This is a genomic window from Peptoniphilus sp. DNF00840 (genome assembly GCF_001553125.1).
Lineage (GTDB): Bacteria > Bacillota > Clostridia > Tissierellales > Peptoniphilaceae > Peptoniphilus_A > Peptoniphilus_A vaginalis.
In genome coordinates this window covers 34,390-61,020 of sequence record NZ_KQ960201.1, presented here as the reverse complement: position 1 = coordinate 61,020, position 26,631 = coordinate 34,390, and the positions used below count along the sequence as shown (strand labels likewise).

At 34.6% G+C, this 26,631-nt stretch carries 23 protein-coding genes; 17 read left to right on the top strand and 6 right to left on the bottom strand.

What is annotated here, in order from left to right:
• Positions 1 to 22 precede the first annotated feature (22 nt).
• Both panC and HMPREF1864_RS03590 read left to right on the top strand, forming a co-directional pair.
• The gene (gene panC, locus HMPREF1864_RS03595; RefSeq protein ID WP_062571482.1) at positions 23 to 856 is read left to right on the top strand and encodes a pantoate--beta-alanine ligase; all 834 of its coding nucleotides are present in this window, start codon (positions 23 to 25) and stop codon (positions 854 to 856) included.
• A gap of 1 nt (position 857) precedes the next feature.
• The gene (locus HMPREF1864_RS03590; protein ID WP_062571481.1) at positions 858 to 1,814 is read left to right on the top strand and encodes a bile acid:sodium symporter family protein; all 957 of its coding nucleotides are present in this window, start codon (positions 858 to 860) and stop codon (positions 1,812 to 1,814) included.
• Positions 1,815 to 1,870: 56 nt separating this feature from the next.
• Here the strand turns inward: HMPREF1864_RS03590 and HMPREF1864_RS03585 are convergent, their stop codons facing one another.
• Entirely contained in the window at positions 1,871 to 2,347 is a 477-nt protein-coding gene (locus HMPREF1864_RS03585; protein WP_062571480.1) for a pyridoxamine 5'-phosphate oxidase family protein, read from the bottom strand.
• 73 nt (positions 2,348 to 2,420) lie between these two features.
• Here HMPREF1864_RS03585 and HMPREF1864_RS03580 point away from each other — a divergent pair, with 73 nt between their 5' ends.
• Positions 2,421 to 2,726, top strand: coding sequence for a cupin domain-containing protein (locus HMPREF1864_RS03580; RefSeq protein ID WP_062571479.1), 306 nt, complete (start codon positions 2,421 to 2,423; stop codon positions 2,724 to 2,726).
• Between the two features lie 168 nt (positions 2,727 to 2,894).
• Here HMPREF1864_RS03580 and abc-f read toward each other — a convergent pair whose 3' ends face one another.
• The gene (gene abc-f / locus HMPREF1864_RS03575) at positions 2,895 to 4,496 is read right to left on the bottom strand and encodes a ribosomal protection-like ABC-F family protein (RefSeq protein WP_062571478.1); all 1,602 of its coding nucleotides are present in this window, start codon (positions 4,494 to 4,496) and stop codon (positions 2,895 to 2,897) included.
• Positions 4,497 to 4,878: 382 nt separating this feature from the next.
• On the bottom strand, positions 4,879 to 7,179 hold the full coding sequence (locus tag HMPREF1864_RS03570) for a bifunctional dihydroorotate dehydrogenase B NAD binding subunit/NADPH-dependent glutamate synthase (protein ID WP_062571477.1): 2,301 nt from the start codon (positions 7,177 to 7,179) through the stop codon (positions 4,879 to 4,881).
• A gap of 159 nt (positions 7,180 to 7,338) precedes the next feature.
• Here HMPREF1864_RS03570 and proB point away from each other — a divergent pair, with 159 nt between their 5' ends.
• From proB to HMPREF1864_RS03515, 11 genes are all read left to right on the top strand, one after another.
• Entirely contained in the window at positions 7,339 to 8,157 is an 819-nt protein-coding gene (gene proB, locus HMPREF1864_RS03565; RefSeq protein ID WP_062571476.1) for a glutamate 5-kinase, read from the top strand.
• Positions 8,099 to 9,355 (top strand): glutamate-5-semialdehyde dehydrogenase, encoded by a 1,257-nt coding sequence (locus HMPREF1864_RS03560; protein WP_062571475.1) that lies wholly within the window; start codon positions 8,099 to 8,101, stop codon positions 9,353 to 9,355. Before proB ends, HMPREF1864_RS03560 begins: the two co-directional genes overlap by 59 nt.
• Positions 9,356 to 9,914: 559 nt before the next feature.
• A complete protein-coding gene (gene gltS, locus HMPREF1864_RS03555; RefSeq protein WP_062571474.1) occupies positions 9,915 to 11,129 on the top strand; it encodes a sodium/glutamate symporter in 1,215 nt (404 codons plus the stop codon).
• Positions 11,130 to 11,335: 206 nt separating this feature from the next.
• A complete protein-coding gene (murI, locus tag HMPREF1864_RS03550; RefSeq protein ID WP_062571473.1) occupies positions 11,336 to 12,145 on the top strand; it encodes a glutamate racemase in 810 nt (269 codons plus the stop codon).
• Positions 12,146 to 12,381: 236 nt separating this feature from the next.
• Positions 12,382 to 13,314 (top strand): CPBP family intramembrane glutamic endopeptidase, encoded by a 933-nt coding sequence (locus tag HMPREF1864_RS03545; protein ID WP_062571472.1) that lies wholly within the window; start codon positions 12,382 to 12,384, stop codon positions 13,312 to 13,314.
• A 542-nt stretch (positions 13,315 to 13,856) separates the two neighbouring features.
• Positions 13,857 to 14,582 (top strand): TraX family protein, encoded by a 726-nt coding sequence (locus tag HMPREF1864_RS03540; RefSeq protein ID WP_082718908.1) that lies wholly within the window; start codon positions 13,857 to 13,859, stop codon positions 14,580 to 14,582.
• A gap of 254 nt (positions 14,583 to 14,836) precedes the next feature.
• Positions 14,837 to 15,778 (top strand): D-2-hydroxyacid dehydrogenase, encoded by a 942-nt coding sequence (locus HMPREF1864_RS03535; protein ID WP_062571470.1) that lies wholly within the window; start codon positions 14,837 to 14,839, stop codon positions 15,776 to 15,778.
• 193 nt (positions 15,779 to 15,971) lie between these two features.
• On the top strand, positions 15,972 to 17,582 hold the full coding sequence (locus tag HMPREF1864_RS03530) for a MutS-related protein (RefSeq protein WP_062571469.1): 1,611 nt from the start codon (positions 15,972 to 15,974) through the stop codon (positions 17,580 to 17,582).
• A 118-nt stretch (positions 17,583 to 17,700) separates the two neighbouring features.
• Positions 17,701 to 18,306, top strand: a complete 606-nt coding sequence (locus HMPREF1864_RS03525; RefSeq protein ID WP_062571468.1) for a histidine phosphatase family protein — start codon at positions 17,701 to 17,703, stop codon at positions 18,304 to 18,306.
• A 9-nt stretch (positions 18,307 to 18,315) separates the two neighbouring features.
• Positions 18,316 to 19,251: an NAD(P)/FAD-dependent oxidoreductase gene (locus HMPREF1864_RS03520; RefSeq protein ID WP_062571467.1), complete on the top strand. Its 936-nt coding sequence runs from the start codon at positions 18,316 to 18,318 to the stop codon at positions 19,249 to 19,251.
• Positions 19,248 to 21,029 (top strand): thioredoxin domain-containing protein, encoded by a 1,782-nt coding sequence (locus HMPREF1864_RS03515; protein WP_062571466.1) that lies wholly within the window; start codon positions 19,248 to 19,250, stop codon positions 21,027 to 21,029. The genes HMPREF1864_RS03520 and HMPREF1864_RS03515 overlap by 4 nt, the downstream gene beginning before the upstream one ends.
• A 75-nt stretch (positions 21,030 to 21,104) precedes the next feature.
• On the opposite strand, the gene HMPREF1864_RS03510 is transcribed toward HMPREF1864_RS03515, so the two are convergent.
• Positions 21,105 to 21,737: an HAD family hydrolase gene (locus HMPREF1864_RS03510; protein WP_062571465.1), complete on the bottom strand. Its 633-nt coding sequence runs from the start codon at positions 21,735 to 21,737 to the stop codon at positions 21,105 to 21,107.
• A 76-nt stretch (positions 21,738 to 21,813) separates the two neighbouring features.
• Between HMPREF1864_RS03510 and HMPREF1864_RS03505 the strand changes: the two genes are divergently transcribed.
• Together HMPREF1864_RS03505 and HMPREF1864_RS03500 are read left to right on the top strand one after the other, a co-directional pair.
• Positions 21,814 to 22,854, top strand: coding sequence for a DNA polymerase IV (locus tag HMPREF1864_RS03505; RefSeq protein ID WP_062571464.1), 1,041 nt, complete (start codon positions 21,814 to 21,816; stop codon positions 22,852 to 22,854).
• 68 nt (positions 22,855 to 22,922) lie between these two features.
• Positions 22,923 to 23,645 carry a YwaF family protein gene (locus HMPREF1864_RS03500; protein WP_062571463.1) on the top strand — a complete coding sequence of 241 codons (723 nt, stop codon included), beginning with the start codon at positions 22,923 to 22,925 and terminating at the stop codon, positions 23,643 to 23,645.
• 68 nt (positions 23,646 to 23,713) lie between these two features.
• Here HMPREF1864_RS03500 and HMPREF1864_RS03495 read toward each other — a convergent pair whose 3' ends face one another.
• Both HMPREF1864_RS03495 and nhaC read right to left on the bottom strand, forming a co-directional pair.
• Positions 23,714 to 24,469, bottom strand: coding sequence for a formate/nitrite transporter family protein (locus tag HMPREF1864_RS03495; RefSeq protein WP_062571462.1), 756 nt, complete (start codon positions 24,467 to 24,469; stop codon positions 23,714 to 23,716).
• Positions 24,470 to 24,546: 77 nt separating this feature from the next.
• Positions 24,547 to 25,950, bottom strand: a complete 1,404-nt coding sequence (nhaC, locus tag HMPREF1864_RS03490; protein WP_062571461.1) for a Na+/H+ antiporter NhaC — start codon at positions 25,948 to 25,950, stop codon at positions 24,547 to 24,549.
• A gap of 112 nt (positions 25,951 to 26,062) precedes the next feature.
• Between nhaC and HMPREF1864_RS03485 the strand changes: the two genes are divergently transcribed.
• A complete protein-coding gene (locus HMPREF1864_RS03485) occupies positions 26,063 to 26,572 on the top strand; it encodes an adenine phosphoribosyltransferase (protein ID WP_062571460.1) in 510 nt (169 codons plus the stop codon).
• The last annotated feature ends 59 nt before the right edge of the window (positions 26,573 to 26,631 follow it).

Sequence of the window (26,631 nt, the reverse complement as noted above, 5' to 3'; positions counted from 1 at the left end):
ATAAATTTTTAAGGAGAGAATGATGAAGGTACTAAGAAATGTACAAGAAGCTTTGGAATTTACTAAGGGAAATTACCAAAAGTCTGTGGGTTTGGTTCCTACTATGGGATTTTTGCATCCAGGTCACAGGTCACTTATGGATGAAGCGAGAAAGAACAACGACGTCGTAATCGTGTCTATTTTTGTAAATCCAACTCAATTTGGACCTGGCGAAGACTATGAATCTTACCCAAGAGACGAAGAAAGAGATTTTAAACTCTGTGAAGAGGCTGGAGTTGATGCAGTTTTCACGCCAGACCCTAAGGAGTTTTATCAAAATCACAAAACTTATGTAACTATCGAAGATTTAAAGGACAACTTATGTGGCAAGACTCGCCCAATTCACTTTAGGGGAGTTTTAACTGTCTTAACAAAGTTATTTCACATCTTTAGACCGACTAGAGCCTACTTTGGCAGGAAGGATGCCCAACAATTTTTAATTGTTAAGAAGGCTGTTGAGGATTTGAATTTTGGAATCGAAATTGTTCCTTGCCCAATTAAGAGGGAAGAGGACGGCCTTGCAATTTCATCAAGGAATGTTTACTTGTCTGATGAAGAGAGAAGGGCTGCACCAGTTCTTCATAGGGCCCTAGAAAAGGGTAGGGATGCCATGACAAAGGGAATGAAGGCTGAAGACTTAATTAAGATTATTGAAGATGAAATAAAAACCGAAGAACTTGCTGATATTGAGTATGTACAAGTTGTTGACACAGATGAGATAAGGGACATGGACGTCATTGACAGGGACTGTCTTGTTGCCCTTGCTGTTAGGTTTGGCACAACTAGACTTATTGACAACTTTTTCTTCGAGGTGTGAATTGCTTAGAAAAATTTCACTTTATATAGAAAAATACTTGATCTTAATTATCCTCCTACTTTCTGCTACTGCCTTGAGGTATCCAGATGCCTTTAAGGGAATGACTAATTACACAGCCCTATTCTTGGCAGCAGCAATGTTTGGCATGGGAACTAGCATAGAAGTTGAGGACTTTAAAAATATTTTAAAGGCACCAAAACTTATATTTTTGGGAGCTATTTGCCAGTACACAATTATGCCCCTCTTGGCACTTCTTTTATCAGTGATTTTTAAGTTGCCAAAGGATATAAGCCTTGGGGTCATCCTTGTTGGGACTTGCCCTGGTGGAACTGCTTCCAATGTATTGAGCCACATAGCTGAAGGCGACCTTGCCTATTCTGTTTTACTAACAGTTGCTTCAACTTTACTTGCGCCAATTATGACGCCACTTCTTGTCTATGCGATGGCAGGATCTCTTGTTGAAGTTTCTTTTATGGCCATGTTTATGTCTATTGTCAAGGTAATTGTACTTCCAGTAGGACTGGGAATTGTTGCCAAGGCTCTTTTGAGGGAAAGGATTAAGAAGGTGGACTTTGTCTTCCCACTTATTTCTTCTATGGCAATTGCCCTTATTATTGCAGCCATTGTTGGACTTAATGCAGAAAAAATTATGACTTCAGGACTTTTAGTCTTTGGAGTAGTTATTATTCACAATATTTTGGGACTTGGTCTTGGACTAGGACTTGGAAAGTTAATGGGACTTGACTACGACAAGCAGTCAACTCTTTCAATTGAAGTTGGCACACAAAACTCTGGTCTTGCAGTAGTTCTTGCAAACATAAACTTTGCAATGAATCCACTTGCAGCCTTACCAGGAGCAATTTTCTCTGTAGTTCAAAACCTAATTGGTTCAATTTTTGCCCACTATAGGGAAAGCCAAAGAGAAAAGAAATTAGAAGAAGTTGAATTAAATATATAAAAATAAAACCAAGGTTTTAGGTAAAACTAAGACCTTGGTTTTTTGCTTGCGATTTTTTATTTTTCGTGAACTCTCTTGCAAGTCATGTGCTGGATATTAAGGGAAAAGACTAGGGCGTTTTTAAAACTTCTCTCCATAACTTCATTTATTTCTTCCATTGAAGGAAAGTATCTTGAAGCAAGTTCAATTAATTTTTTGGCAGCAAGGTCCCTGTCCTCTATGATTTCAATTTCTCCAAAGGCCACTAGGCTCTTTAGATAGTAGGACCAACCATTGTCTGAAAGCTCTTGGTCTCCATAGGTCACGAAGCAGGACTTATTGTTTTTCTTGATGCAGTCAAGCTTGTAGCCACTCTTGGCTCCGTGAAAATAAATTTTATTTTCTTCTTCGTCATATAAAAAATTTATGGGAAGGGCATAGGGGTAGCCATCTTCGCCATTTAAAGATAGGACTCCTCTTTTATTTTTCTTAAGCAAGCTCTTAGCTTCTTCAAGGGGAAGCTCTTGCTTTATTCTTCTCATTTCTCTAAACATATTCCACCTCTATTTAATTATAGCAAATTTTTTCTATCATAAATCGAAATAAAAATGATGTTATAATTAGCCTATGGATAAATTATACAATATTTTTAAAAATATAAAATTCTCTAGGGATGGAGAAATTGAAGAAAAGATTTACGAAGATGAAGGGGTAAAAGTTATTAGGACTATGTCCCTTGATCAAGTCACAGGTTTTTATGACCAAGAGGAACTTGAAATTGTCTTCTTGTTAAAGGGAAAGGCACAAATAGAATATGAAGATGGGAGGAGACTTGACCTAGGGGAAGGTGATAGCCTGGTAATAAGACCCCACGAGATCCACAGAGTTTCTTGGCAGGAGGAGGCAATCTGGCTCTGTATTTTTAAGAAGTAGGACTTTATTAGAGGATGGCAAAAACTTATGACTTTATGAAAGATTTGACCTTTGAAAAAATTTACGAACTTGGAAATTATTGTTTTAACATAGAGAGATTTTATTTTTCTAATGTTACATTTTAAAATTAAGTCTTAAAAAAGCACCTACTCTCGTAGATGCTAAAATTTATTTTTTTCTTTCTTCAATGAGTTTATTATACTCCTCTTCTAGTTTTTTTCTTTCCTCTTTAGGTATCTCCATTGCTAGTCTAGAACTTATGGAAGATATTCTAAAATCAAGTAATAAACTATCTCTACCCTTGCTACTCGTTGTTTTCTCATTTCTATTTTTGTATTGTGATAAACTACCTTTAAAATTTTTGATTCTTTTATCTTCTATAATCAAAAGAGTATCTGCTAGGTTTTTTATAAACTCCTCATCATGGCTTACAAATATAAATGGTCTATCATAAGATTTCAATAGATTTTCTAAACTTTCTATTGCTCTTATATCTAAAAAGTTTGTTGGTTCATCAAAAATAAGATAGTTAAAATCTGAAGTTAATATTTTAGCTAATTTTACCTTGGCTTTTTCTCCATCACTTAAAATACTTACAATCTTGTAGACATCATTAGTTTTAAAACCTAATCTTGCAAGAACAATCCTTGTCATTGTTTCATCATATATAGACGTATTTATTACATTTGCTAAGATATCAGCATCTTCGTCTAATATATCACTCATTTGACTAAAATAACCTATTTTAAGATTTGGATGCATCCATACATTTTCTTGATTTAGAATCATGTTTAATAGGGTGGTTTTTCCACTTCCATTTTCTCCTATAAGAGCTGTTTTTGAATTAATTTTTATTTGAAAATTGGATTTTTCAAATAAAATCTTATTTCCAAACTCTTTATTTAGATTTTCTCCTCTTATCAAAACTTTAGAGTGAAGTTGTTTATTATCTGGAATGGATAGTTTTATTTCTGTTTCTTCTTTAGGTTTTTCTTTTACTTCTAGTTGATCTATTCTGGATTCTACAGATTTTACTTGTTTATCTAGTTTTTTCTTGTTTTCTTGACCGCCCATTTTATGGAGTCTTGCTTCTGAGTTTCCCATCCTTTTAGGCGTAGTTCTTACTTTTGATGATTGGTCTTTTATATTGCTAGCTAAATTTTCAAGTCTTCTTTTTTCTTTTATAAAATTTAAATACTCTTTTTCTTTAAACTTAAGTCTTCTCTCTCTTTCTTCAAGATAGAATTTGTAGTCTCCATTATATTCTTCAATTTTTCCGTTCTTTAATTCTAAAATCTTTTTACAAGTTCTATTAATGAAATCACGATCATGCGAAATTAGAAGATATCCAACTTTTCTTGAATTTAGCTTTCCTATAAGTTCTTCCTTTTGCTTTAAGTCTAAGTGAGATGTAGGCTCGTCGATTAATAGAAATTTAAAACTATCTGATAATAGGTCTGTTAGCTTTAATCTTTGTTCTTCGCCTGGACTATAGTTGTCATTAGCCCTTAATTGTGATTTAGAGTAGATTTCATCAGAAAAGTATTTGGCTTTACTGTCATAATTTAATAAATAGCCCAGTTCTCTTTCAACTCTTACTTGACCAGTATAGTCTTTATCTAAGCCTAATATTATTCTTAAAAGAGTAGTTTTACCCGTTCCATTCTCACCTATTAAGGCTATCTTATCATTTTCATCTATTGATAAACTATCAATTTCAAATAGATTTCTATCTGGTAAAGTTTTTATTAAGTTTTTTATATATATCATAAATCCTCCTATGCTTTTTGAGAGGATTTCTTTTCCTCTCTTAGTTATTTAGAAAATTATTTGTATTAATCATTTATCTGTACCTCCTAATACTATTTTATAATATATACCCTATTTAGAACACTATTAGCCCTCTATCATCATAAACAGATTCGCTTGTATCATTGCCACACCTTATAGCCTATCAAGAGCCAGAATTGTAGTAATAACTCCCTCTATCTTTTAGTTCTTTATTTTATAACATTTTTTCAAAACTACATAAGAAGATTTAAAGCTATAATTATGTTTTAAAAAATATTTCAAAACATCTTAAGTTAAGTAATGAACACATAAAAAATAGGGAAGAGCTAAAACTCTTCCCTTAATTTTTATCTTTATAAGCTTATTTATTTCTCAAAAATTCGTCGATGGACTTTGCGGCATTTTTACCAGCACCCATGGCAAGGATTACTGTTGCAGATCCTGTTACTGCGTCGCCACCGGCAAAGATTTCTTGGCGAGATGTTTGTGACTCTTCATTTACAATGATGCCGCCCCATTTTTCTATGTCGAGGTTTTTTGTTGTGGAAGAAATTAGTGGGTTTGGATTTGTTCCAAGAGCCATGATAATTGTTTGGAAGGCCTCTTCATAGTCGCTACCTTCTACAGCAACTGGTCTTCTCCTACCAGATGCATCAGGTTCTCCAAGTTCGTTTCTCACACACTTCATTCCCTTAACCCAGCCTTGGTCATCTCCAAGGATTTCAACAGGAGCAGTTAGCATTTCAAATTTAATGCCTTCTTCCTTGGCATGGTGAACTTCTTCAGTTCTTGCAGGGAGTTCCTTTTCAGTACGTCTGTAGACAATAGAAACATCAGCCCCAAGTCTTTTTGCAACTCTTGCGGCATCCATGGCAACATTGCCGCCGCCAATAACTGCAACTTTTTCTCCAACGTTAACTGGAGTGTCGTACTCTTCATCAAAGGATCTCATTAGGTTGTTTCTTGTCAAAAATTCGTTGGCTGAATAAACTCCATTTAGGTTTTCACCAGGTATGTTCATAAACTTAGGTAGGCCGGCACCTGATCCAATAAAGACTGCTTCAAAACCATCCTTGATTAGGTCGTCTATGGTTTCAGTCCTTCCTATTACAAAGTTGTTTTCAAATTTAACTCCAAGCTTTTTAATATTTTCAACTTCGTATTCAACGACTTCGTCTGGAAGTCTAAATTCTGGAATACCGTAGATTAAAACTCCACCAGATTGTTGAAGAGCTTCAAAAACTGTTACGTCGTAGCCCATTTTTGCAAGTTCACCTGCACATGTAAGACCAGCTGGACCTGCTCCCACTATTGCAACCTTCTTGTCAATCTTTCTGATGTCAGCATTTTCTTGGACTTGATGACGTCTTGCATAGTCAGCTGCAAATCTTTCAAGCTTACCAATGGAAACTGCGTCGCCCCTATTTAAGAGGACACATCTTTCTTCGCATTGAGATTCTTGTGGACAAACTCTACCGCAAACTGCTGGAAGGGAAGTGTAAAGGGAAAGAACCTTGTAGGCTTGCTCGAAGTTGCCACTTGCGATTTCCTTTATGAAGCCAGGGATGTCAATGGAAACTGGACAGCCTTCAACGCAGCCAGGTTTTTTACAGTTTAGACATCTTGAAGCTTCGGTGGCTGCTTCTTCTGCAGTGTAGCCAAGGCAAACTTCCTTAAAGTTTTTGTTTCTCTCATCAGGGGCTTGTTCGGCGATTGGAACCTTTTTAAATCTGTCTTCAGCTTTTTTAATAACAAGACCCTTATCATCTTTTGAAGAAGTCTCAGTTAGGTGGTCAGACACTGCAAGGTCCATTGTGCAGTGGTGGTCAGCTATTGCGTGAGTCTTCTTGTTGTCTACATATTGTCTTTGTCTCTTCATGGCAGAATCAAAGTCCACTAGGTGACCGTCAAACTCTGGTCCATCAACGCAGGCAAATTTTGTTTTTCCATCTATAGAAACACGGCAGGCACCACACATACCAGTTCCATCAACCATAATTGGGTTTAGGGACACTGTTGTTGGAAGGTCGTACTTCTTAGTAGTTTGGCAGACAAACTTCATCATTATCATAGGTCCAATGGAAACAACTTGGTCGTAATGTTTCTTTTCATTTTCCACAAGGTCTACAATCTTGTCTGTTACAAGACCCTTGAAGCCATAGGATCCGTCATCGGTTGCTATGTATAGGTTGTCGCAAACGGACTTTAATTCATCTTCAAGAATTACAAATTCTTTGGACTTTGCTCCAATGATTATGTCGCAGTGAAGACCCTTTTCTTTAAAAAATTTAGCTTGAGGATAAACTGGTGCAGTACCAACACCACCAGCTACGAATAAGTATCTCTTGTCCTTTAAGTCTTCTAGGTCTATATAATAAAAATCTGATGCGTGACCAAGGGGTCCAACAAAGTCCTTAAAGCTTTCGCCTTCTTCAAAGCTTGCAATTTTCTTTGTAGATTCACCAGAAGCTTGGACAACTATTTGAACACTGCCTCGATTTATGTCGTAATCAGAAATAGTTAGGGGGATTCTCTCGGAATATTTATCGGCAATTAAAATAATAAATTGACCTGGTTTTGCAGAGGCTGCAATCTTAGGTGCATATATGTCAAATAAAAATATATTTGGTGCAAGTTCTTTTTTTCTTAAAATTTTTGGCAAAATAATCACACTCCAAGTCTATTATAGCATAAGGGTAATAAGAGGTGAGAGAGAAATTTAATATAATAAGATTATTTATTTAATTTATACTTTCTTCAAATGTGAAAAGATATTTACTAATGTGTAAATTTCAAGTATATTATTAATAAGGTGATTGAAATGAGAAAATTTTCAAAAGAAATAAAGAAAGTCGTGATTAAGGTTGGATCTTCTTCCATCACTCACGACAATGGAAAAATAAATTTACAAAAAATCGACGAGCTCTGTTTTGAAATTGCAAACCTAAAGAACCAAGGCTATGATGTTGTACTTGTTTCATCGGGTGCCATTGCAGCTGGTCGTGCGAAGTTAAATCTAAAAGAAAGACCAAGGGAAACTTCCGACAAGCAAGCTGCAGCAGCAGTAGGACAAGTTGCCCTTACAAATATTTATGACAGGTCTCTTGTGTCCTATGGTTACAACTCTGCCCAAGTCCTCCTCACAAGGACAATAGAAGTGGACGAGGAGATGAGGATCAATGCAGAGAATACCTTTGAGAAACTCTTGGGTATGAATGTAATTCCAATAATAAACGAGAACGACACAATTTCAACCTATGAAATTAAATTTGGGGACAACGACACTCTATCAGCAGTTATTGCAAGGATGATTAAGGCAGACCTACTTATTATGCTGACTGACATCGAGGGACTTTACACAGATGACCCAAGAAAGAATCCTGATGCAAAAATTATCCACGAGGTTACAGACATTAATGAGGTTGAAGGTATGGCAAAGGAAACTGAATCCAATGTTGGAACTGGTGGTATGTACACCAAGATAAAGGCTGCCAAGCTTGCCATAGAAAAGGACATAGAAGTTGTTATTGGATCAGGAGAAAAGATGAAGATCATAAGAGATATAGTTAAAGGAGAAGAAATTGGAACATACTTTAAGTGTCAAGGAAATGGGGAAGATCGCAAAGGAAGCTTCCTATAAGTTAAAAAAATTAAAAACTAAGGAAAAGAATGCCATGCTTCTTGAAATCAAGAAGGGCCTCTTAAGCCAAAAGGAAAATATTTTAAGAGCCAATGAAGAGGACATCAAGAAGGGCAGAGAAAATAATATGCCAGAAGGACTAATTGATAGACTTCTCTTAACTGATGATAGGCTTGAAGGTATGGCAAAGTCCATTGACGAGGTCATCGACTTTAAAGACCCAGTGGGCAAGGTTCTATCAATGGAAGAAAACTATGCAGGACTTTTAATTGGCAAGAAGACTGTCCCAATGGGAGTTATTGCTATAATTTATGAATCAAGACCTAATGTAACACTTGATGCAGCAATTTTATCTCTAAAGGCTTCAAGTGCCATTATCCTTCGTGGAGGTAAGGAGTCCATCAAGTCCAACATAGCCATAGCAGATGCCATTAGACTTGGAATAAAAAATGCTGGTTATGATGAGAACTTTGTTCAAATCGTTAAGGACACATCAAGGGAGTCTTCAAAGGAATTGATGCAACTAAAGGGTTATGTTGACTTGCTATTGCCAAGAGGATCAGCTTCACTTATTAACTCAGTAGTAGAAAATGCAAAGGTGCCTGTGATTGAAACGGGAGTAGGCAACTGTCACATCTATGTTGACGACAAGTGCGACATCGAGAATGCAGTAAAAATTATTGAAAATGCAAAGACTCAAAGAATTGGAGTTTGTAATGCAGTGGAATCTCTTGTCTTAAATAATAATTTACCAGATAAGTTCTTTGACTTATTTAATGAAGTAGTAGAAAAATATAAGATCAAAGTCCACGCTGATGAAGCAGCTCTTCCTAAGCTTAAAAATGCAGTGAAGGCAGAAGAAGATGATTACGGCAGAGAATACTTGGACTACGAAATTTCTGTTAAGACAGTCGATGATGTCGACGAAGCTATTGCCCACATCACAAAATATTCAACAGGTCACTCAGAGTCCATCTTGACAGAGTCCTATGAGAGGGCAATGAAGTTCCTAGAAGAAGTTGACTCAGCCTGCGTCTATGTAAATGCCTCAACAAGGTTCACAGATGGAGGAGAGTTTGGCAAAGGAGCAGAGCTTGGCATCTCAACACAAAAACTTCATGCAAGAGGACCAGTAGGACTTGATGAACTTGTGAGCTACAAGTATGTGATTTTTGGTCACGGCGAATACAGGAAATAAAATTTAATGATTAGAAGATTTAGGGGAATGCTCTTTTTATTGGACTAAGCAATAAAGAGGGCATTTTTTTTAGAATATATTTATAAATTTAAAAAATATTTTGCATCATGGCACTTAAAATTTAAATGTACTTAAACACTTTATGCAGTTTATCTTAAGTAAAAATTAATAAAGCTTTTCTGATTATAGAATTAGTACATACAATAGTAATAAAAATGTTTTCATTAAAGGTTAATGTAAATTAAAACAAAGTATATTTGATAGGAATTTAGTTAGTAAGAACTTAGTTTATGTTTAGGCATTAATCAAAAATAAAAAATGGATTAAAGTATCTTAAATTTTGATATAAATACGAATATTATTACGAATTAAAAACGAACTAATAATTTAATCAGATAAAAAGATAAAATAGAAACATATAAGTCTGGTAAAATTCCGATAAGAAAAATATAATAATAAAAAACAAAATAAAATAATAAAATAAAAAAACAAACTACTTTAAAAAATGAAAACCTTTTGATATAATTAAATCACAAAAAAATATAGAGAGGTGATATTTATGACAATTGAAATGGATATGATCCAAACGATTGGTCTAGCAGTAATACTACTGCTAATTGGTAGGTACATAAGAAGTAAGGTTTACTTCTTCCAAAAATTTGCAATTCCAGCACCAGTAATTGGTGGATTCTTATTTGCAATTATTCACTTAGTATTAAGATTGACAGAAACAGCAGCATTCGAGTTTGATACAACATTGCAATCATTCTTTATGACAATCTTCTTTACAAGTATAGGTTTTGGAGCAAGTATAAAAATTCTTAAACTTGGTGGACCTATGGTAATTAAATTCTTAATTATTGCCAGTGTACTATGTGTACTACAAAATATTTTAGCTGTAGCATTAGCAGGACCTGTAGGAGTAGAACCAGGACTTGCACTTATGACAGGATCAACTCCTATGACAGGGGGACACGGAACAAGTGCTGGTATTGCACCACTTGTTGAAGCAGCTGGTATTACTGGAGCAGAAACTGTAGCTTATTCAGCAGCAACATTTGGATTGGTAATGGGATCATTAATGGGTGGTCCATTAGCTAACAAAATTATCCTTAAAAACAATCTTGTTGAAAAGAAAAAAATGGAACAAGAAGTTGTTGTTGACGAATCTATCTTAAAAGAAGAAAACAAAATTTTAGATGGTAAGAAAGTTCAATTAGGATTCCTTGCTATTATAGTTGCTATGGGAATCGGTGTTTACATTTCAGGATTTTTGAATGCAGAAATTGCGAAATTTACTGATAAAGCTGCACTTCCAATTTATATTGGACCAATGATACTTGGTATTCTTTTCAGAGCCATTTCTGATAAGCATAACAATTTCTTACCTAATGAAGAAATTGCTATTGCTGGAGAACTTGGACTTAACTTATTCTTAGCTATGGCTTTAATGACATTGAAATTATGGCAATTAGTTGACCTTGCAGTTCCAATGTTAATCCTATTAGCAGCTCAAACAGTATTAATGGCTATATTTGCTTACTTCATTACATTTAAACTTATGGGTAACAATTATGATGCAGCAGTTATCGCCGGCGGACACTGTGGATTTGGTATGGGTGCAACACCTAATGGTGTAGCAAACATGGAATCTATTTGTGATAAATTCGTTTATTCAAAGATGGCATTCTTCGTTCTACCAATTGTAGGTGGTATGTTCATCGACTTTACAAATGTATTTATTATCACAGTATTCTTAGGAATATTTGCTTAGTAAAAAATTTAAAAAGCACCAGATTATATCTGGTGCTTTTTTATTAAAATGAATTAATTTTTTAGATTTATTTATTAAGAAACAACTATTAATAATTATTATAAGAGTATTAAATTATTCATAAAAATTTATCTTGTTAAGATTAATTAAAAAAAGAAATTTAGAATTATAAAAATTAACTAAAATTTTAAAAGGAGATTATCATAATGAAAAAAAATGCTCCAATAGGAGTTTTTGATAGTGGTGTAGGTGGACTCTCTGTATTAAAGGAGTTATTAAAAGTATTCCCAGAAGAAAATTTCAAATATATTGGAGATACTTTGAGAATGCCTTATGGAGTTAGAAGTCCTGAAGATGTTAAGAACTCAACTTTTGAGTGTTTAGATTTTCTTGCAAAAGTAGGAGCTAAGGGGGCAATTATTGCTTGTAATACAGCAACTTGCTATGGTCTCGAAAATGCACAAGAAAAATTAGATATACCAGTAGTAGGAGTTGTTGAACCAGCTTGTAGTTATGCATCATTAGTTACAGAAAATAATAAGGTTGCACTTATAGCTACTGAAGGAACAGTGAAGTCAAAGGTTTATGATGAAACAATAAAAAAATTTAACAAAGATATAATTTTAAAAGGAGTTGGAGCTCCACAATTAGTTTTAGATGTTGAAAATGGAAATTTAGAAAATGATATAGTTGAAAAAACAATCACTGAATACTTAGAACAATTGGGAGATTTTGACTACGATACACTTATCTTAGGTTGTACACATTTTCCACTTGCTAGGAAGGCTTTCGAAAGAATTTTTGAAAAACAAAATAGGAAAGTCAAATTAGTAGATCCAGCAAATAGAACAGCTATAGCAATAAAAGAAATTTTAGAAAAAGATGATTTATTAAATCAAGAAAAAAATCCTAAGATTGAATTTTTCTCAACAAATGATATTGAAAAATTTAAGGCAACTGTAAAAAATGTCATTGATACAGAAAATGAAGAAACTTTTGAAGAAATAAAACTATAAATACATTATTTTTAGAATTAAGATTAAATTTTTGTGAGACTCCTTAAGAGAGTCTCTCTTTTGTCTGCAAAAAATTTCTGCTAGAGATTTACTCCCCAACAGATATTATAGAGCCTTTATATTTGAAAGTCAGGGAAAACTGCATGCATTAAAGAAATGTGCTTTTGTTAATAAAAATATTTTCGTGAATATAAATAAATGAGTGAGTTAATAAATATAGTAAGATAGGAGTTAATATGAGTACAAAAAAAGAAATAAAATATTTCTTATTTATAGTTCTTTTTATAGATTTATTGATAGGAATTACATGTAAATATTTTTATAAAGTAGATAATACAGGGGTTATAACACTTGTTATTAGTTTAGTTCCTGCATTTATTGCAATTTTATTAGAAAAAGATTTTAAGTTAAAAGATTTATCTAAAGATAAATTTAGTGTGATATATTCCTTATACTTCATATTATTTATATTTTTTTACATATTGTCATTCTTTTCAGAAAAAGTTTTAAATAAGATTGATTATGTCGTGTATTTAGGTTGGATAATTAGTCTTTATGTATTAACTATAGATGATAAAAGATTAAGAGGAAAATTTAATTTTGCTTTATTTCTTAAATGGGCTTTTATTGTAATTATAATAGATATATTTAGATTGGGAATATTAAATTTTTATTTTCAATCAGAAGTTGATTTTTCTGATCTTTTTAATCGATTAGCTGGGACCTTTACAGTAGGATTATTTACTGCAACCTTTAATTTAATATTTACTATGGGAGAAGAATATGGTTGGAGATATTTTTCACAAACAAGACTTCAATCATTGTATAGTAATAGAATAGGAGTTTTGTTAACTGGTCTTATGTGGGGTTTGTCTCATTTTCCTTTATATTGTATGGGTTTTTATTCTGAAATAGAAGGTCTCTATGCAGGTATAGAAATTACTGTATTTAGTATTGCCATTGGGATAGTACTTGGACTTATCTACATGGAGAGTAGAAGCGTTATTATGGTAACTTTCATCCATCTTTTGCACAATATGTTTATGACTAATGTAATTAGTGCAGAATACAATCAAGATTTTATTTTTACAAAAGAATTTTTATTTGTATCTGTAATAATTAATATAGTTTTTTATACTCCGTTTTTATTAAATAAAAAGTATAAATGAATTTTAACTTGAATTAAAAAGTTATTCATTCTTTATAGATAATGACAAAATTGTTGTATTCGGGTAATTAATTATTATCATCATATATTTTATGAATTTGTTATTATAAAGAGTTAAAATTTTGGTGGTTTTAGAAAAACAACAAAGTTCTAAACATTAAATATAAAATCCTTTATGGAGTTTTGACAAATATTTCTACATCATATCCAGCATACCCAATTTCAAGTACTTTTGGACTTAGGATGATTTTCACAGATATCTTTGCTCCAGGCTAGGTGAGATATGAAATTAGAATAATATAAAGGATTATAGACAATCCTTTTGACGTCAACTTGGTAATTATTCATAGAGAAATTAAAAAAATTAAATGAAATGCCTATGGTAAGTGAAGTGGAAATTATCACTTGTGTAAAAGGTAATTCAAAAATTTTTGATGATTGGATAGATGAAAGTTAAAAAGCAAGTTTTAAGAATAATTAAACTTTACAAGGGTAGGAGTCTATTGTAAAATGATTCTCTAACAAAAAATAAGGGGGAAGATTGTGGAAAGATTTAATCACAAAAATTTACAAAAATTCCAAATTTTAAATGGAGCCCAGCTAAAGTATATTGCCTTTGGATCCATGTTAATTGATCACATAAATAAGGCCCTAATTTGGCCCAACTTAGAGGGAGGAGGCTTATCACTTATTAGCTCTATCTTTGATGTAATAGGACGAATCGCCTTCCCTTTGTTTTCCTTCTTTGTAGTGGAAGGATTCTTTAGGACTCACGACAAGAAAAAATATTTGTTAAACTTAATAATTTTTGCTTTTATATCAGAAATTCCCTATGATATGTTTTCGTCAAAAGTCATATTAGAGTTTAGGCTTAACAATGTATTGTTTTCACTTGCCCTGTCCCTAATTACCATTTGGATCCTAGATGAATTTAGGAAGAGATACGAGGATAAGCTTGGAAAGTTTTGGCTTTTAATTTCTATTCCACTTTTAATTATTATGTATTTTGTTTCCAACATTGTATCAGGGGACTATGACTTTCATGCAATCATTACAGCCTTTGTTTTCTATCTACTCTACAACCGACCAGTGGCTGGAGCAGTCATTGCCTATCTTACAATAGTAAAAGAGGTTTGGTCCATCTTAGGCTTTGGACTTACAATCTTATACAATGGAGAGAAGGGAAGGCAAAACAAAATTTTTAATTATTTATTCTATCCAGTCCATCTATTAATACTGGGACTTTTAAGATTTTATTTTAATATTTAAGGAGGCAGGCTTGCCTCTTTTTTTATTTTAATTTTGATATGCAATTGAAAAAGCTTATGAAGACTTGTCTTATAATATAGGAGGAAGTCATTTTAAAATCTTTTAACTTTAAGTAAATATACAAGGGTTTTCCAAGGCCTTTTTTAAAAAAAAGTGCTAATTGGGTCAAGCTCATAAATGACCTTGAAAAAGATAAGGATTTCATCTAAAATATAAGTGTAACGAAGTACATAAAAATTTTAAGGAGGATGTAAATGAAAGCGTTAATGGTAGATTATATGTCAGACCTAATTGACAAAGGACTTGAAGAAAGAGGTATTGAACTTGATAAGGTTATGCTTCCAACTTCAGAAAAATTAGCAGAAATCATTGAACCTTATGATTTCCTATTCATGAGAGTTGACCCATTCATCAACAAGGAAGTTCTTGATGCTGCTAAAAACTTAAAGGCAATTTTTGTTGGTTCAACAGGAACTAACCACATTGACCTTGAATATGCAAAGGAAAAAAATATTCCAGTTAAAAACTCTCCAGGACAAAATGCAAACGCAGTTGCTGAACTTGTTTTTGCTAAGGCTCTTGACCTATACAGAAACTCTGTACAAGCTCAAAACGAAGTTAAGAGTGGAATCTGGAATAAATATAGATGGATTGGTAGAGAACTTAGAAACAAGACTCTAGGAATTTGTGGTTTTGGTGCAATCGGAAGAAGAGTTGCTGAAATCGCTAATGTATTCCATATGGATGTTCTTGCTTATGACCCATTCCTAAAACCATCAGACATTAAAGTTGATTATGTTAAACTAGTTGACTTCGACGAAATCGTTGAAAACTCTGACATTATCACTCTTCACATGCCACTAACTCCAGACACTAAGGATCTTTTCGGAGCAAAAGAATTCGAAAAGATGAAAGCCGGAGCTTGCATTATCAACGCTGCACGTGGTGGAATTGTTAACGAAGATGACCTATACGACTACATCAAGAATGGCAAACTAGGCGGAGCAAACTTAGATACACTTTCTAACGAACTTGGCTCTGGCGGACTTGACACTCAAGATGTTCCAGTACAAAGTAAATTATTCGAACTTGACAGACTTTATGTAACTCCACACATTGGTGGATCAACAATTGATGCTCAAGATGATATCGGAAATGTAATCTTAAGAAACTTTGATGAACTTTTCGGAAAATAAAAATAAATAAAATTTAAGTTCTTAAGACTGCTTGCTTAGGTGAGCAGTCTTTTTTTCTTGCAACTAAATAGACTTTGTTGACAGGGGAAATGATTAAGGATAAAGTTTAATTAAGTAAATCATATAATCTTATAAAGTGAATCATAAGAGCTTATAAAGCAAAAATTTTTAAGAAATAAAGAGGAGGTCTTGTATGGGGGACTACTATTCATTTGTGATTTTATTTTTTGTTCTTATTGGAATAATTTTGATCTACAACTTTTATGTGAAGAAGAGAAATGAAAAAATTTTAAGGCAAGAGATAATAAAGAACTTCGGAAGAGTTCATTCCAAAATCTTCAAGGGTAAAATCAATGGACTACATAAGAGGCTTGGGGGAAATGTTAGCGGCATCACTGCCAATGACTTAAATCTTGATGAGGTCTTGGAGAAGATGAACCACTCTATGTCAAAAATGGGCTTAGAATATTTTTACTACAGACTTAGGGATTTGATTTTAGATAAGGATGAGCTTATAAGACTCCAAGAGAAGAGAAAAATTTATAAAGATAGAGATGGCGACCTTGAGGACTTACAATTTCAACTAGGAAGGCTTGGTTACTTTAAGGAAGATGTACTTGACCTAGTGGAAGAAGAAATTACAATTCAAAGAGAGCTTGATTTTGCTGCAAAAATTTTCTCCTTTACACTTATCTACATCTTTATTTTATTTATAACTTTAAGAGCACAGGCAATTTTATTTATCTTTGCCCTCTTGGCAACTAACGTCTTTATCTACAAAAAATTTAACGAGATGACTTTTGGAAAGTTAGATGCCTTAGTTAGGCTCAAAGGTCTTCTCAATGTGTCAGAAGGCATGCTTAAAAATAAAAGCCAAGTCTTTAAAGAAGAAATTAAGGAAATAGAAAGTATTTTAAAAGAGCTTGCTCCCTTAAAGCGAAGCTTGAGGTCCTTTGGATTCTTGACTGGCAACATGGAGATGGACTTCGCAGAAACTTACAAGAATATTTTATTTTTGTCAGAGGCAAGGAGTTTTTCTAAAACTCAAAAATATTTTAAAGACTACAAGGACGAAATCCTTAGACTTTATTACCTCTTGGGTAAAATCGACTGCGAAATAGGAATTATTTCTTTGTCAAAGGCTTACGATACTGGAGAAGCAAGTTTTGGAAATAAAATTGTGGGAAAAAATCTCTACAATCCTTTGATAACGAGTCCAGTTCCCAATGACCTTGACTTGGAGAAGTCAATTATCTTAACAGGATCAAACGCATCAGGTAAGTCGACTTATCTTAGGACCCTTGGCATAAATACAATTTTTGCCCTTGCCTTTGGCATCTTCTTTGGGGAAGAATTTGAAGTCAAGCCAATGAAAATCACTTCAGCCATAGACATCAGCGACTCAATAATGAAAAACCTATCTTACTTCATGGCAGAGTCCAAGGCAATTGGCGAAATGATAGAAGATGATAGGGAAAAAATAATTTTGCTCGACGAAATCTTTAGGGGAACGAACACCATTGATAGGATTGCATCAGCCACTGCAACTTTAAAATACTTGGCAAAGAATAATCACGTCATAGCAGCAACCCACGACATAGAACTTACAATTCTTTTAAAAGATTTATTTGTTAACAAGCACTTTGAAGAAAAGATAGAAGAAGGTGACATAAAGTTCGACTACCTCCTAAAGGATGGACCAGCCACAAGTAGGAATGCAATTGCAATCTTGGATAACTTAAATTATCCAAGAGAGATAATAGAAGAAGCAAAAAATCTTTCAAGAGAGATGGAAGAAAAATAAATTTTAAGATGATACTTAGGTAAATTTTTACCTAAGTAATTTTTTGCCTTTAATACTTGATTTTTATCCTTTATACTATTAATATGTGAGAAAATGTTTTGTGGATTGTGAGGGAAAGATGAGAATTTATTTTACTAGACACGGGGAGACTGAGTGGAACAAGCTTGGGATAATCCAGGGACAATTGGACTCTGCATTAACTTCTAAGGGGATTGAGATGGGTAAGAGACTTAGGGAGATGTCTAAGGACCTTCACTTTGACAAGGTCTATTCATCTGATCTTGGTCGTGCCTATGACACTGCAAAATTAATTTGCCCTGACAGGGAAATTATTAAGACGCCCCTTCTTCGAGAAATTGATGTGGGGACTTGGTCAGGCAAAAAAATCAAGGACGTAAAAGTAAATGATGAGGTCCTTTACAAAAAATATTTTGAAGATCCAAAAAATTATGAAAGACCTGATGGAGAAAGTATCTATGACCTTAGGGCTAGGGTGGAGAAATTTTTTGAGGAAGCAATTTATCCAGAGGAAGATGAAAATATCCTTCTTGTGACTCATGGTGTTACCATTGTTGCCATTTATTCTCTCATGGAGGGAATTCCTCTTGAAGACTTTTGGTCCAACAGGGTAAGACGAAATGGCGAATTTAATATAGCAGACTATAAAGATGGGAGTTTTAAAATTATTAAGAAGGCTCCTAAGAATCCAGTGGACTCAATTTGAGGTGATAGTATGAATACTTATGATTTAATAATTATTGGGGGAGGAGCAGCTGGCCTTAGCTCAGCTATATATGCAGGTAGATCCCTTTTAAAAACTCTTGTCATTGAAAAATTTTCCTTTGGTGGCAGGGTCAAAGACACTCCCAAGATTATAAATTATCCTGGCTTTAAGGAAATCTCTGGCAGGGACCTTATTAATGAATTTAGGAAGCAGGCAGAGAGCTTTCCCACTAATGAATTTGCCTTTGGAACTGTAAAGGAAATTGAAAAAACTGAGGATGGCTTTGTGCTAAGGACTTTGAGAAGGAAAGAATATACTGCCAAGGCCCTTATTATTGCAACAGGAACCTATGCCAAAATCTTAAATGTGCCTGGTGAAACTGAGTTTGCAGGTCGAGGAGTTTCCTATTGCTCTACTTGTGATGCAGATTATTTCAAGGACAAGGACATACATATTTTAGGTTCTGGCGACTTGGCTCTTGAAGAGGCCGACTATCTTTCCAACTTTGCCAACTCTATTAACATGATAATTATTCACGAAGAAGGCAAGTTTGATGGTAACCAGTTGGAAGTGGAGAGGATATTGAAGAATCCAAAAATTTCCTACACTTGGCACTCAAAGCTTGAGGGCATCAATGGGGATGAAAGGGTCAACAGCCTTGACATTCTTGACTTATCAGACAAGACAAAGACTAGGGTGACTTCTGATGGGATTTTTATCTTTGCGGGAATGAGTCCTAACTCCAACTTCGTCAAAGGCCTTGTAGATCTTGATGACCTTGGCTTTATAAAAACTGACGAAGCTATGAGAACTTCTGTTGAAGGAATTTTTGCTGCAGGAGATATTAGGAACAAGGTCCTAAGACAAATTGTAACTGCAGCCAATGACGGTGCAGTGGCAACAGTTTATGCAGAAAGATACATTAGGAAGAGGGGTGTCTTATGAGAGTCTATCCAAGAGGGACAGTAGTTTACAAGAGAGAAAAGGCCTACAATGGCATAAATTTAATTTCAACTGCCAAGGACGGGGCCCTTATAATAAAAATGGATGGGACAGAATTAAAGAGGTATTCTGTTAACCCAATGCCGGCAAAGATGCTGCCAAACAAAAATATTATGAGTATTTCTTCCTTTAGGTCATCGGACTTTGGTGTCAGTGATGGGATTGACTTACTTGAATTTGACAAGGATGGCAAGATTGTCTTTCACTTTAACAAGTTTAAGTTCACAGAGGACAGGGGCTATAGACCTAAGTGGATGGCAAGGGCCCACTCTGACTTTCAAAGAGAAGGCAACTCTCTTGGCTATTATTATCCAGGTCAAAAAATCGTGGAAAATGGGAAGACTCTCCTTCTTGTTCACGATGCCATTGTTGACACGAGGATTTCTGACAAGACCCTGCTCGATGACGTTATATTAGAAGTTGATGAAGATGGAAATATAATTTGGAAGTTTTCCTTTAGCGAACACTTTGATCAACTTGGCTTTTCTGAAGAAGCAAAAAATGTAATTTATAGGAACCCAAACTTGAGAATCACAGAGAGACCTCTGGGCAACTATCTTGACATAACTTCAATTTCAACAATTGGAGAAAACAAGTGGTATGACCAGGGAGACCCACGCTTCCATCCTGACAATATTTTATTTACAGCAAGGGCTGCAAATATTATTGGGATTATTGACAAGAAGAGGTCAAGAATTTGCTACAAGCTGGGGCCAAACTTTTCCGACTTCACAAAGGTTGACCCAGTTGTTGGCTCTGCCTTTGCAAGTATTATACCTAAGGGTCTACCAGGAGAAGGCAACCTCTTAATTTTTGACAACGGGGGAAGGTGCGGTTACGGTTCGCCAACTCTTACATCTCCTTCTGGCTTACTGCCTTTTGTTAGAAATTACTCTAGGATTCTTGAAATAAATCCAGTTACTCTTGCAGTGAATTGGTCTGTGGACCCAAGGGACTTTGGTTTTTCAATCCCAATGAATGGCTACAAGTTTTATTCTCCTTATGGGGGCAATCTTCAAAGACTGCCTAATGGTAACACACTTATTACTCTTGCCACAGAGGGACTTGTAATTGAAATTACCCCTTCAAAGGAAATTGTATGGCAGTGGACTTGTCCTTATAGGACAACCACAGAAAACCTCTTGAAGAACAATATGATTTACAGGGTCTATAGGTATCCCTATGACTACCTAGACGTTGATGAAGAAGAAAATGAAATTCAAGAGATAGAGGACGCATCCTACTTCAAACTCCCTGGAGCTGGAGACTTTAAGTCAGTTGAGATTACAAATGTAAATAGGAGTAGGCTATCAATTGACATCGACCCACTTTCTCAAGAGTCGGAATCTGTAAGAGACCTAGTAGAAAACAAGAAGGTAATAAAAAGAAATGAATCTGTCATCAAATACATTGCGGCAAATAATTTTGATGAGACAATAAGAGATAAGAAGATGGCAATATTAATTTATGGGGCAGAGAGATGCTCTCACTGTGAGCCACTTATGGAAGTTATGGAAGTTCTCTTGGAAGAAGAGTTCAAAGATGTATCCTGCTTCTACATGGACCTTGACAAGAACAAGTCCTTTGCAGAAGAACATGAAATATTTCAACTTCCTAGGGTTTCCTTCTACAAGGATGGAAAAAAAGTTTACGAGTTCATGGGAGAAAAATCCTATGACGAAATTGCTGGCTTAATAGAAGAATATCTTTTAGGCTTATAAGAAGACATAAAAAAAACTGGGATTGAGTTCCCAGTTTATTTTTATGCCTTACATTTTAACTTTCTTTAAAATCTATTAGACTTCTTCTGTGTGCCAAGACAAATTTTTGTAGCCCTTCTTCTTGACCTTTGAGTTTATTAAAAATCTATTTTTTGTCATCCTAAGCATATACTTGTCATCATCATAGGAGTCGGAATAGGCGGAGGAGTTTTCGTAGTCAATCTCAATTCCTTCTTCTGCCAAAAGGTCTCTTATGTTTTTCACCTTGACGTCTTTCTTGTTGTTGCCTCTTGTCATCTTGTAGTCACTTCCAAGGTCAGTCCCAATTATGTAATCAAAGGGATAGAGGTCCTTTACATACTTTAGATAGGGAGTGGCAGATGCTGAGCAAAGAATTTTTATTGTGTCCTCATCGTAGGAATAGAATTCATCTTCAAACTCCACGAAGAAAAATTTTGGGAAGAGGTAGTCTGTTACAAAGTCTTTTAATTCATCTTCGGTAAAATATTTTATAACAGAGACCATTTGATTCTTCATTATGTCAAAATCAGATGCCAGCTTAGACCTTATGTAGGCAGAAGCAAGACCAGCCATGGTCCTCGCAAATTTTATTTTTTTATTTTTAAATCCATACTTATAAAGCTCTACTATTGATTCGCAAGCAACTACAGTTTTGTCAAAATCATAGAGCGCAAGCTTTCTTTTCAAAATCTCACCTCAATAGAATTATATCAAATAGACCCCATTATAAAAAGTTATATGATATACTAAAGTTGTGATATTTATGGGAATTATTATACATGTTGACATAGATGCCTTTTACGCATCTGTAGAAGAGCTTGACGATAAATCTATAATAGGTAAACCTCTAGTCGTAGGAGGCAGGTCCAATCACGGAGTTGTCACTACGGCTAATTATGTTGCAAGAAAGTATGGGATCCACTCTGCTATGCCCATGTATATGGCAAAGAACCTTTGCGACCACTTGATAATAAAACCCATGAGAAGAGAGAGGTATCTGGAGAAGTCCAGACAAGTCTTTGAAATCCTAAGGACCTACACAGATAAAATCGAAAAAGTCTCCATTGATGAGTCCTATCTGGACATAAGTGGCTTGGGTTACGATGAGGATATTGTGTATGATTTACAGAAAAAAGTTTTTGAAGAGACTGGCTTAAGCGTGAGTTGTGGTTTGAGTTACAACAAGTTCTTGGCGAAGCTTGCCAGCGACTGGAACAAGCCCAAGGGAGTAAAGATTATCAGGAAGTCGGACGTTCCAGAGATTTTATTTCCCTTAGACATAAGAAGGGTTCATGGGATTGGTAATAAGACAGAGAAAAGGTTGAGAAACATAGGAATAAATACTGTAGAGGACTTGTATGCCCTCTCTTATGATTTTTTAGTCACCATGTTCAAGAAGAGTGGGGAAGAAATTTACAAGAGGATAAGGGGAATTGACAATAGAGAAGTCACTCCCAACACTGTGAGAAAAAGTTTGGGGACAGAGTCCACCTTTGAAGTGACAAGCAAGAGGGAAGAATTAATTTCTCACTTGAGAGATTTTTCTAAGGAAGTATCAGAAGACTTAATTGTAAAAGAAATTTCCGGCTACACCTTGACCCTCAAGATGAAGGACGAGAACTTCAAGGTCAAGACCAGGTCAAGAACCTACGAAAATGCAATCTATGAAGAAGAGGATATCTTTAACAAGTCCATGGAAATTTTTGAAGAAGCCTATGAAGGCGATAAGCTTAGACTCATTGGTATAACAGTGTCAAACCTAGTGGACTTAAACATAAGACAACTTTTTTTCCTTAAAAGATAAAAAAAGTAAATCTTTTTTCGAAATTTTATGCTAAAATAGTCAAGAAATAAAATAAAAGGAATTTAATTATGAGAAATTTTTGGGACTTAAACTACGGAGAGGTTGGCTTTAAATTTTATGGAACTTACCACTTCGCTTGTCTTGCTATTATTTTTATATTTGGAATAATTTTATACAAAGCTTGGAGAGAGAGTAGAAGTTTTAGGATCTTTATTGCCATAACACCAATTAGCTTGGAAATGATTAGGCTTGTGGCAGTCTTAATAAGCGGTCACTATGACTCTTCTTACTTGCCCTTCCACCTCTGCACAATTGGGGCACAGTTCATGGCAGTGGATGCCTTTGTTGAAAGAAAGTTTATAAAGGCCTGCCTCTATTACTTGTTTATGCCAGCGGCAATCCTAAGTCTTTTTACACCAGGCTGGGACCAAGTAAATAAATATTCCTACGTGGCAATTATTTCTTGGATCATTCATGGAGTGAATGCCTTTTATCCAATTTATCTTGTGCTTTCAAAGGAATACTTGCCAAAGATAAGAGATATAATATATCCAATAATTTTCATTCTTGTGACTCTTCCAATAATAAAAGTTTTAAACATCAAGCTCAATGCAAATTATTATTTTATAGAAGAGCCCTATGAGGGATCAGCCCTTGCAACTATAAAGGACGTCTTTCCAAATTACGTTGTGGGACTTTTTATAGTCACAGTCTTTGTTATGGTCCTTACATTTTTTATTTATAAGATAATTTCAAAATTAATAAGAAAAGAGAAACCTAAGTTAAAGTAAATTTTAGCTTAGGTTTTTTATTTTAGTTTGATTGTAAAAAAATAAAGACGAGGCAGGACCTCGTCAAATTAGTTTTCGCTACCTAAAATATTATAAGTTATGGCAACTAGAGAGCCACCAATAATATTTCCAAGAGTAACTGGTATTAAGTTTTTGAAAATTAGTCCAAATCCAAATTCAGGGTTTAGCATTTTTGTTAATGCGAAACAAGTCATATTTGCAATACTATGTTCAAAGCCTAAACTTACAAAGGCAAGTATGCACCAGAAAATTAAAATTAATTTTGCTGAATCAGATAGATCTCTTGAACAAATTAGTACTGCAAGACAAACTAAAATGTTACACATAATTCCCCTAAATAACAATGAAGTGAAGTCATAACTTGCTTTTGTTGTTGCTAGTTTTAAGAGGGCTTCATTGTAGTCTGGAGAAACGCCAGTCATTTTAAATAAGATGGAAATTAAAATTGCTCCCAAAAAATTTCCTATATAAGAATAAATAAGAATTTTTAAAAATGTAGAAGTTTCAAGTTTCTTATTTAACTTGGCAACAGTTGTAACGAGAACAATACCTGTGAATAGTTCGCCACCTGCAAACATAACGAAGGATAGGGCTAGGGAGAAGACAAATCCATTGACAAATTTTACAAGTGCAATGGGTAATGAGGAAAAAACACTTCCTGATAGGACCATTATTAAAATCCCAATGCCAATAAAAAACCCAGCCATCATAGCTGCAACCATAAACTTGAAGAAAGAAGATTCTAGTAAATCTTTCTTTGCATTAGCAGAGCTTATTAATCTATTTACTATGTCTTTATACATATTCCACCTCTTTTTATACTGTAATAACTATTATATCAAAAAGAAAAGGCTTTTCAATGAATGAAAGGCCTTTTATACTAGTCTATTCTGTACTTTTTAGAATCTATTGCTACAACTATTACTTGAACTATAGGCATCAATAGGTTAAAGAACAAAAATGGTAGGTAGTGAACTGTGGAGACACCAAGGACTGTTGACATATAAGTTCCACAAGTGTTCCAAGGAATCATGGCTGATGTAACAGTTCCACCTGACTCGAGAGTTGATGATAGGAGTCTAGGCTCAATCTTCCTATCCTTATATTCATTTTTAAACATTCTTCCAGGTACAACTATGGAGATGTACTGCTCAGGCATAGTTGCGTTGGTGAAGAAGCAAGTTAAAATTGTAGAAAAAACAAGTCCAACCACAGACTGAACCCTGTAGAGGAATTTTTTAACTATGGCTTCAAGTATTCCAGTTTCTTCTGCAATGCCACCAAACATCATAGCGATAATTGTTAGAGAGATGGATGACATCATATTGTTTAAGCCACCAGTAGTTAAGAGTTTATCCACTGCTTCAAGACCAGTCTTTGAAACATAACCATTGAGTCCAGCTGATAAAATGTCTCCAAAGTTTACGCCTTGATAGATTGGACCCAAGATTGCAGCGATAATAATACCAAGACTAATGCCAGGAACTGCTGGGAGCTTCTTGGCAATGGAAATTATTACAACTAAGGGTGCCAACAAGAGGACGGGCGAAATTGTAAAACTTTCTTTGAGTCCCTTGGCGATGACGTCGACATTGGATAAGTCAGCGCTAGTTCCCTTGTACTTGATAGATAAAAATCCAAAAATCAAAAGTGTTAAGCCATAGGCAATAAGAGTTGGCTTAAACATTGCCTTGATGTGGGTGAATACATCTGTGCCTGCCATGGCTGGTGCAAGGTTTGTTGTATCAGATAGGGGACTCATCTTGTCGCCAAAGTAGGCGCCAGACAAAACTGCACCTGCTGTTAGGGGAGCAGGTATTCCAAGTCCACTTGCTATACCCATAAGGGCAATCCCCATTGTGCCAGCTGTTCCCCAACTTGTGCCTGTGGCAAGAGAAGTAATTGATGTAATTAAAACTGTTGCAACAAGAAAAATTGAGGGTTTTAAAATCATAAGCCCGTAGTAAATCATTGTTGGTACAACCCCTGCCAAGATCCAAATTCCTATTAAGACACCAATTATGGCGAGGATTATTATGGACTGCATGGCTTGTGAAATTCCTTTTATCATTGAGTTTTCTATAAACTTCCAAGAGTAACCAATCTTTAGAGCGACAAGGGAGGCGATTAAAACTCCAATGAGCATAGGTATGTGTGGACTCTCTTTATATTTAATTATGCTTATAAACATAATTATTGTAAGAGAGACAAAGGTGAAGAGGGCTTCAGCAAAGTTTGCCTTCCTCACTTCTTTTTCATATTTATTTATATTATTCTGGTTCATAAAACACCTCGTATAAATTCAAAAATTTAAATTATTATATCATTTAAAAGACTTCATTAAAAGTTTTTATTGGGTCGCAAAGATGATATACTATAAGAGATTGGGGGAAATTATGGAATTAAAAGACACAATTAGAGCAATTGAAAATTATCCAAAAGAGGGAGTCATCTTTAGAGACATAACAACTCTTTTAAAGGACAAAGATGCTTTCAAAAAAGCAGTTGATGAAATGGCAGCAAAAATAGATGAAGACGTTGATAAAATAATTGGGATTGAAGCAAGAGGTTTTATCTTAGGAGCAGCTCTTTCCTACAAATTAAACAAGGGCTTTGTACCTGTGAGAAAGCCGGGCAAACTTCCTTGGGACAAGTTAAGTGAGTCTTACGATCTTGAATATGGACAAGATTCTATTGAGATTCACAAGGATGCCATTGAGCCAGGAGAAAAAGTTGTAATAGTTGACGACCTACTTGCAACTGGTGGAACATCAAAGGCTTGTTTAAAACTTGTTAGAAGTCTAGGAGGAGAAGTATCTTCACTATTATTCTTAATAGAGCTTGAAGGACTAAAGGGAAGGGACCTATTAAAGGGCGAAAAAGTTCTTTCAGTTATAAAGTATTAATTTAAAATTTTAAAATTTCTTGTAAATATATTTGAATTGATTTAAACTGTATCAAGTAC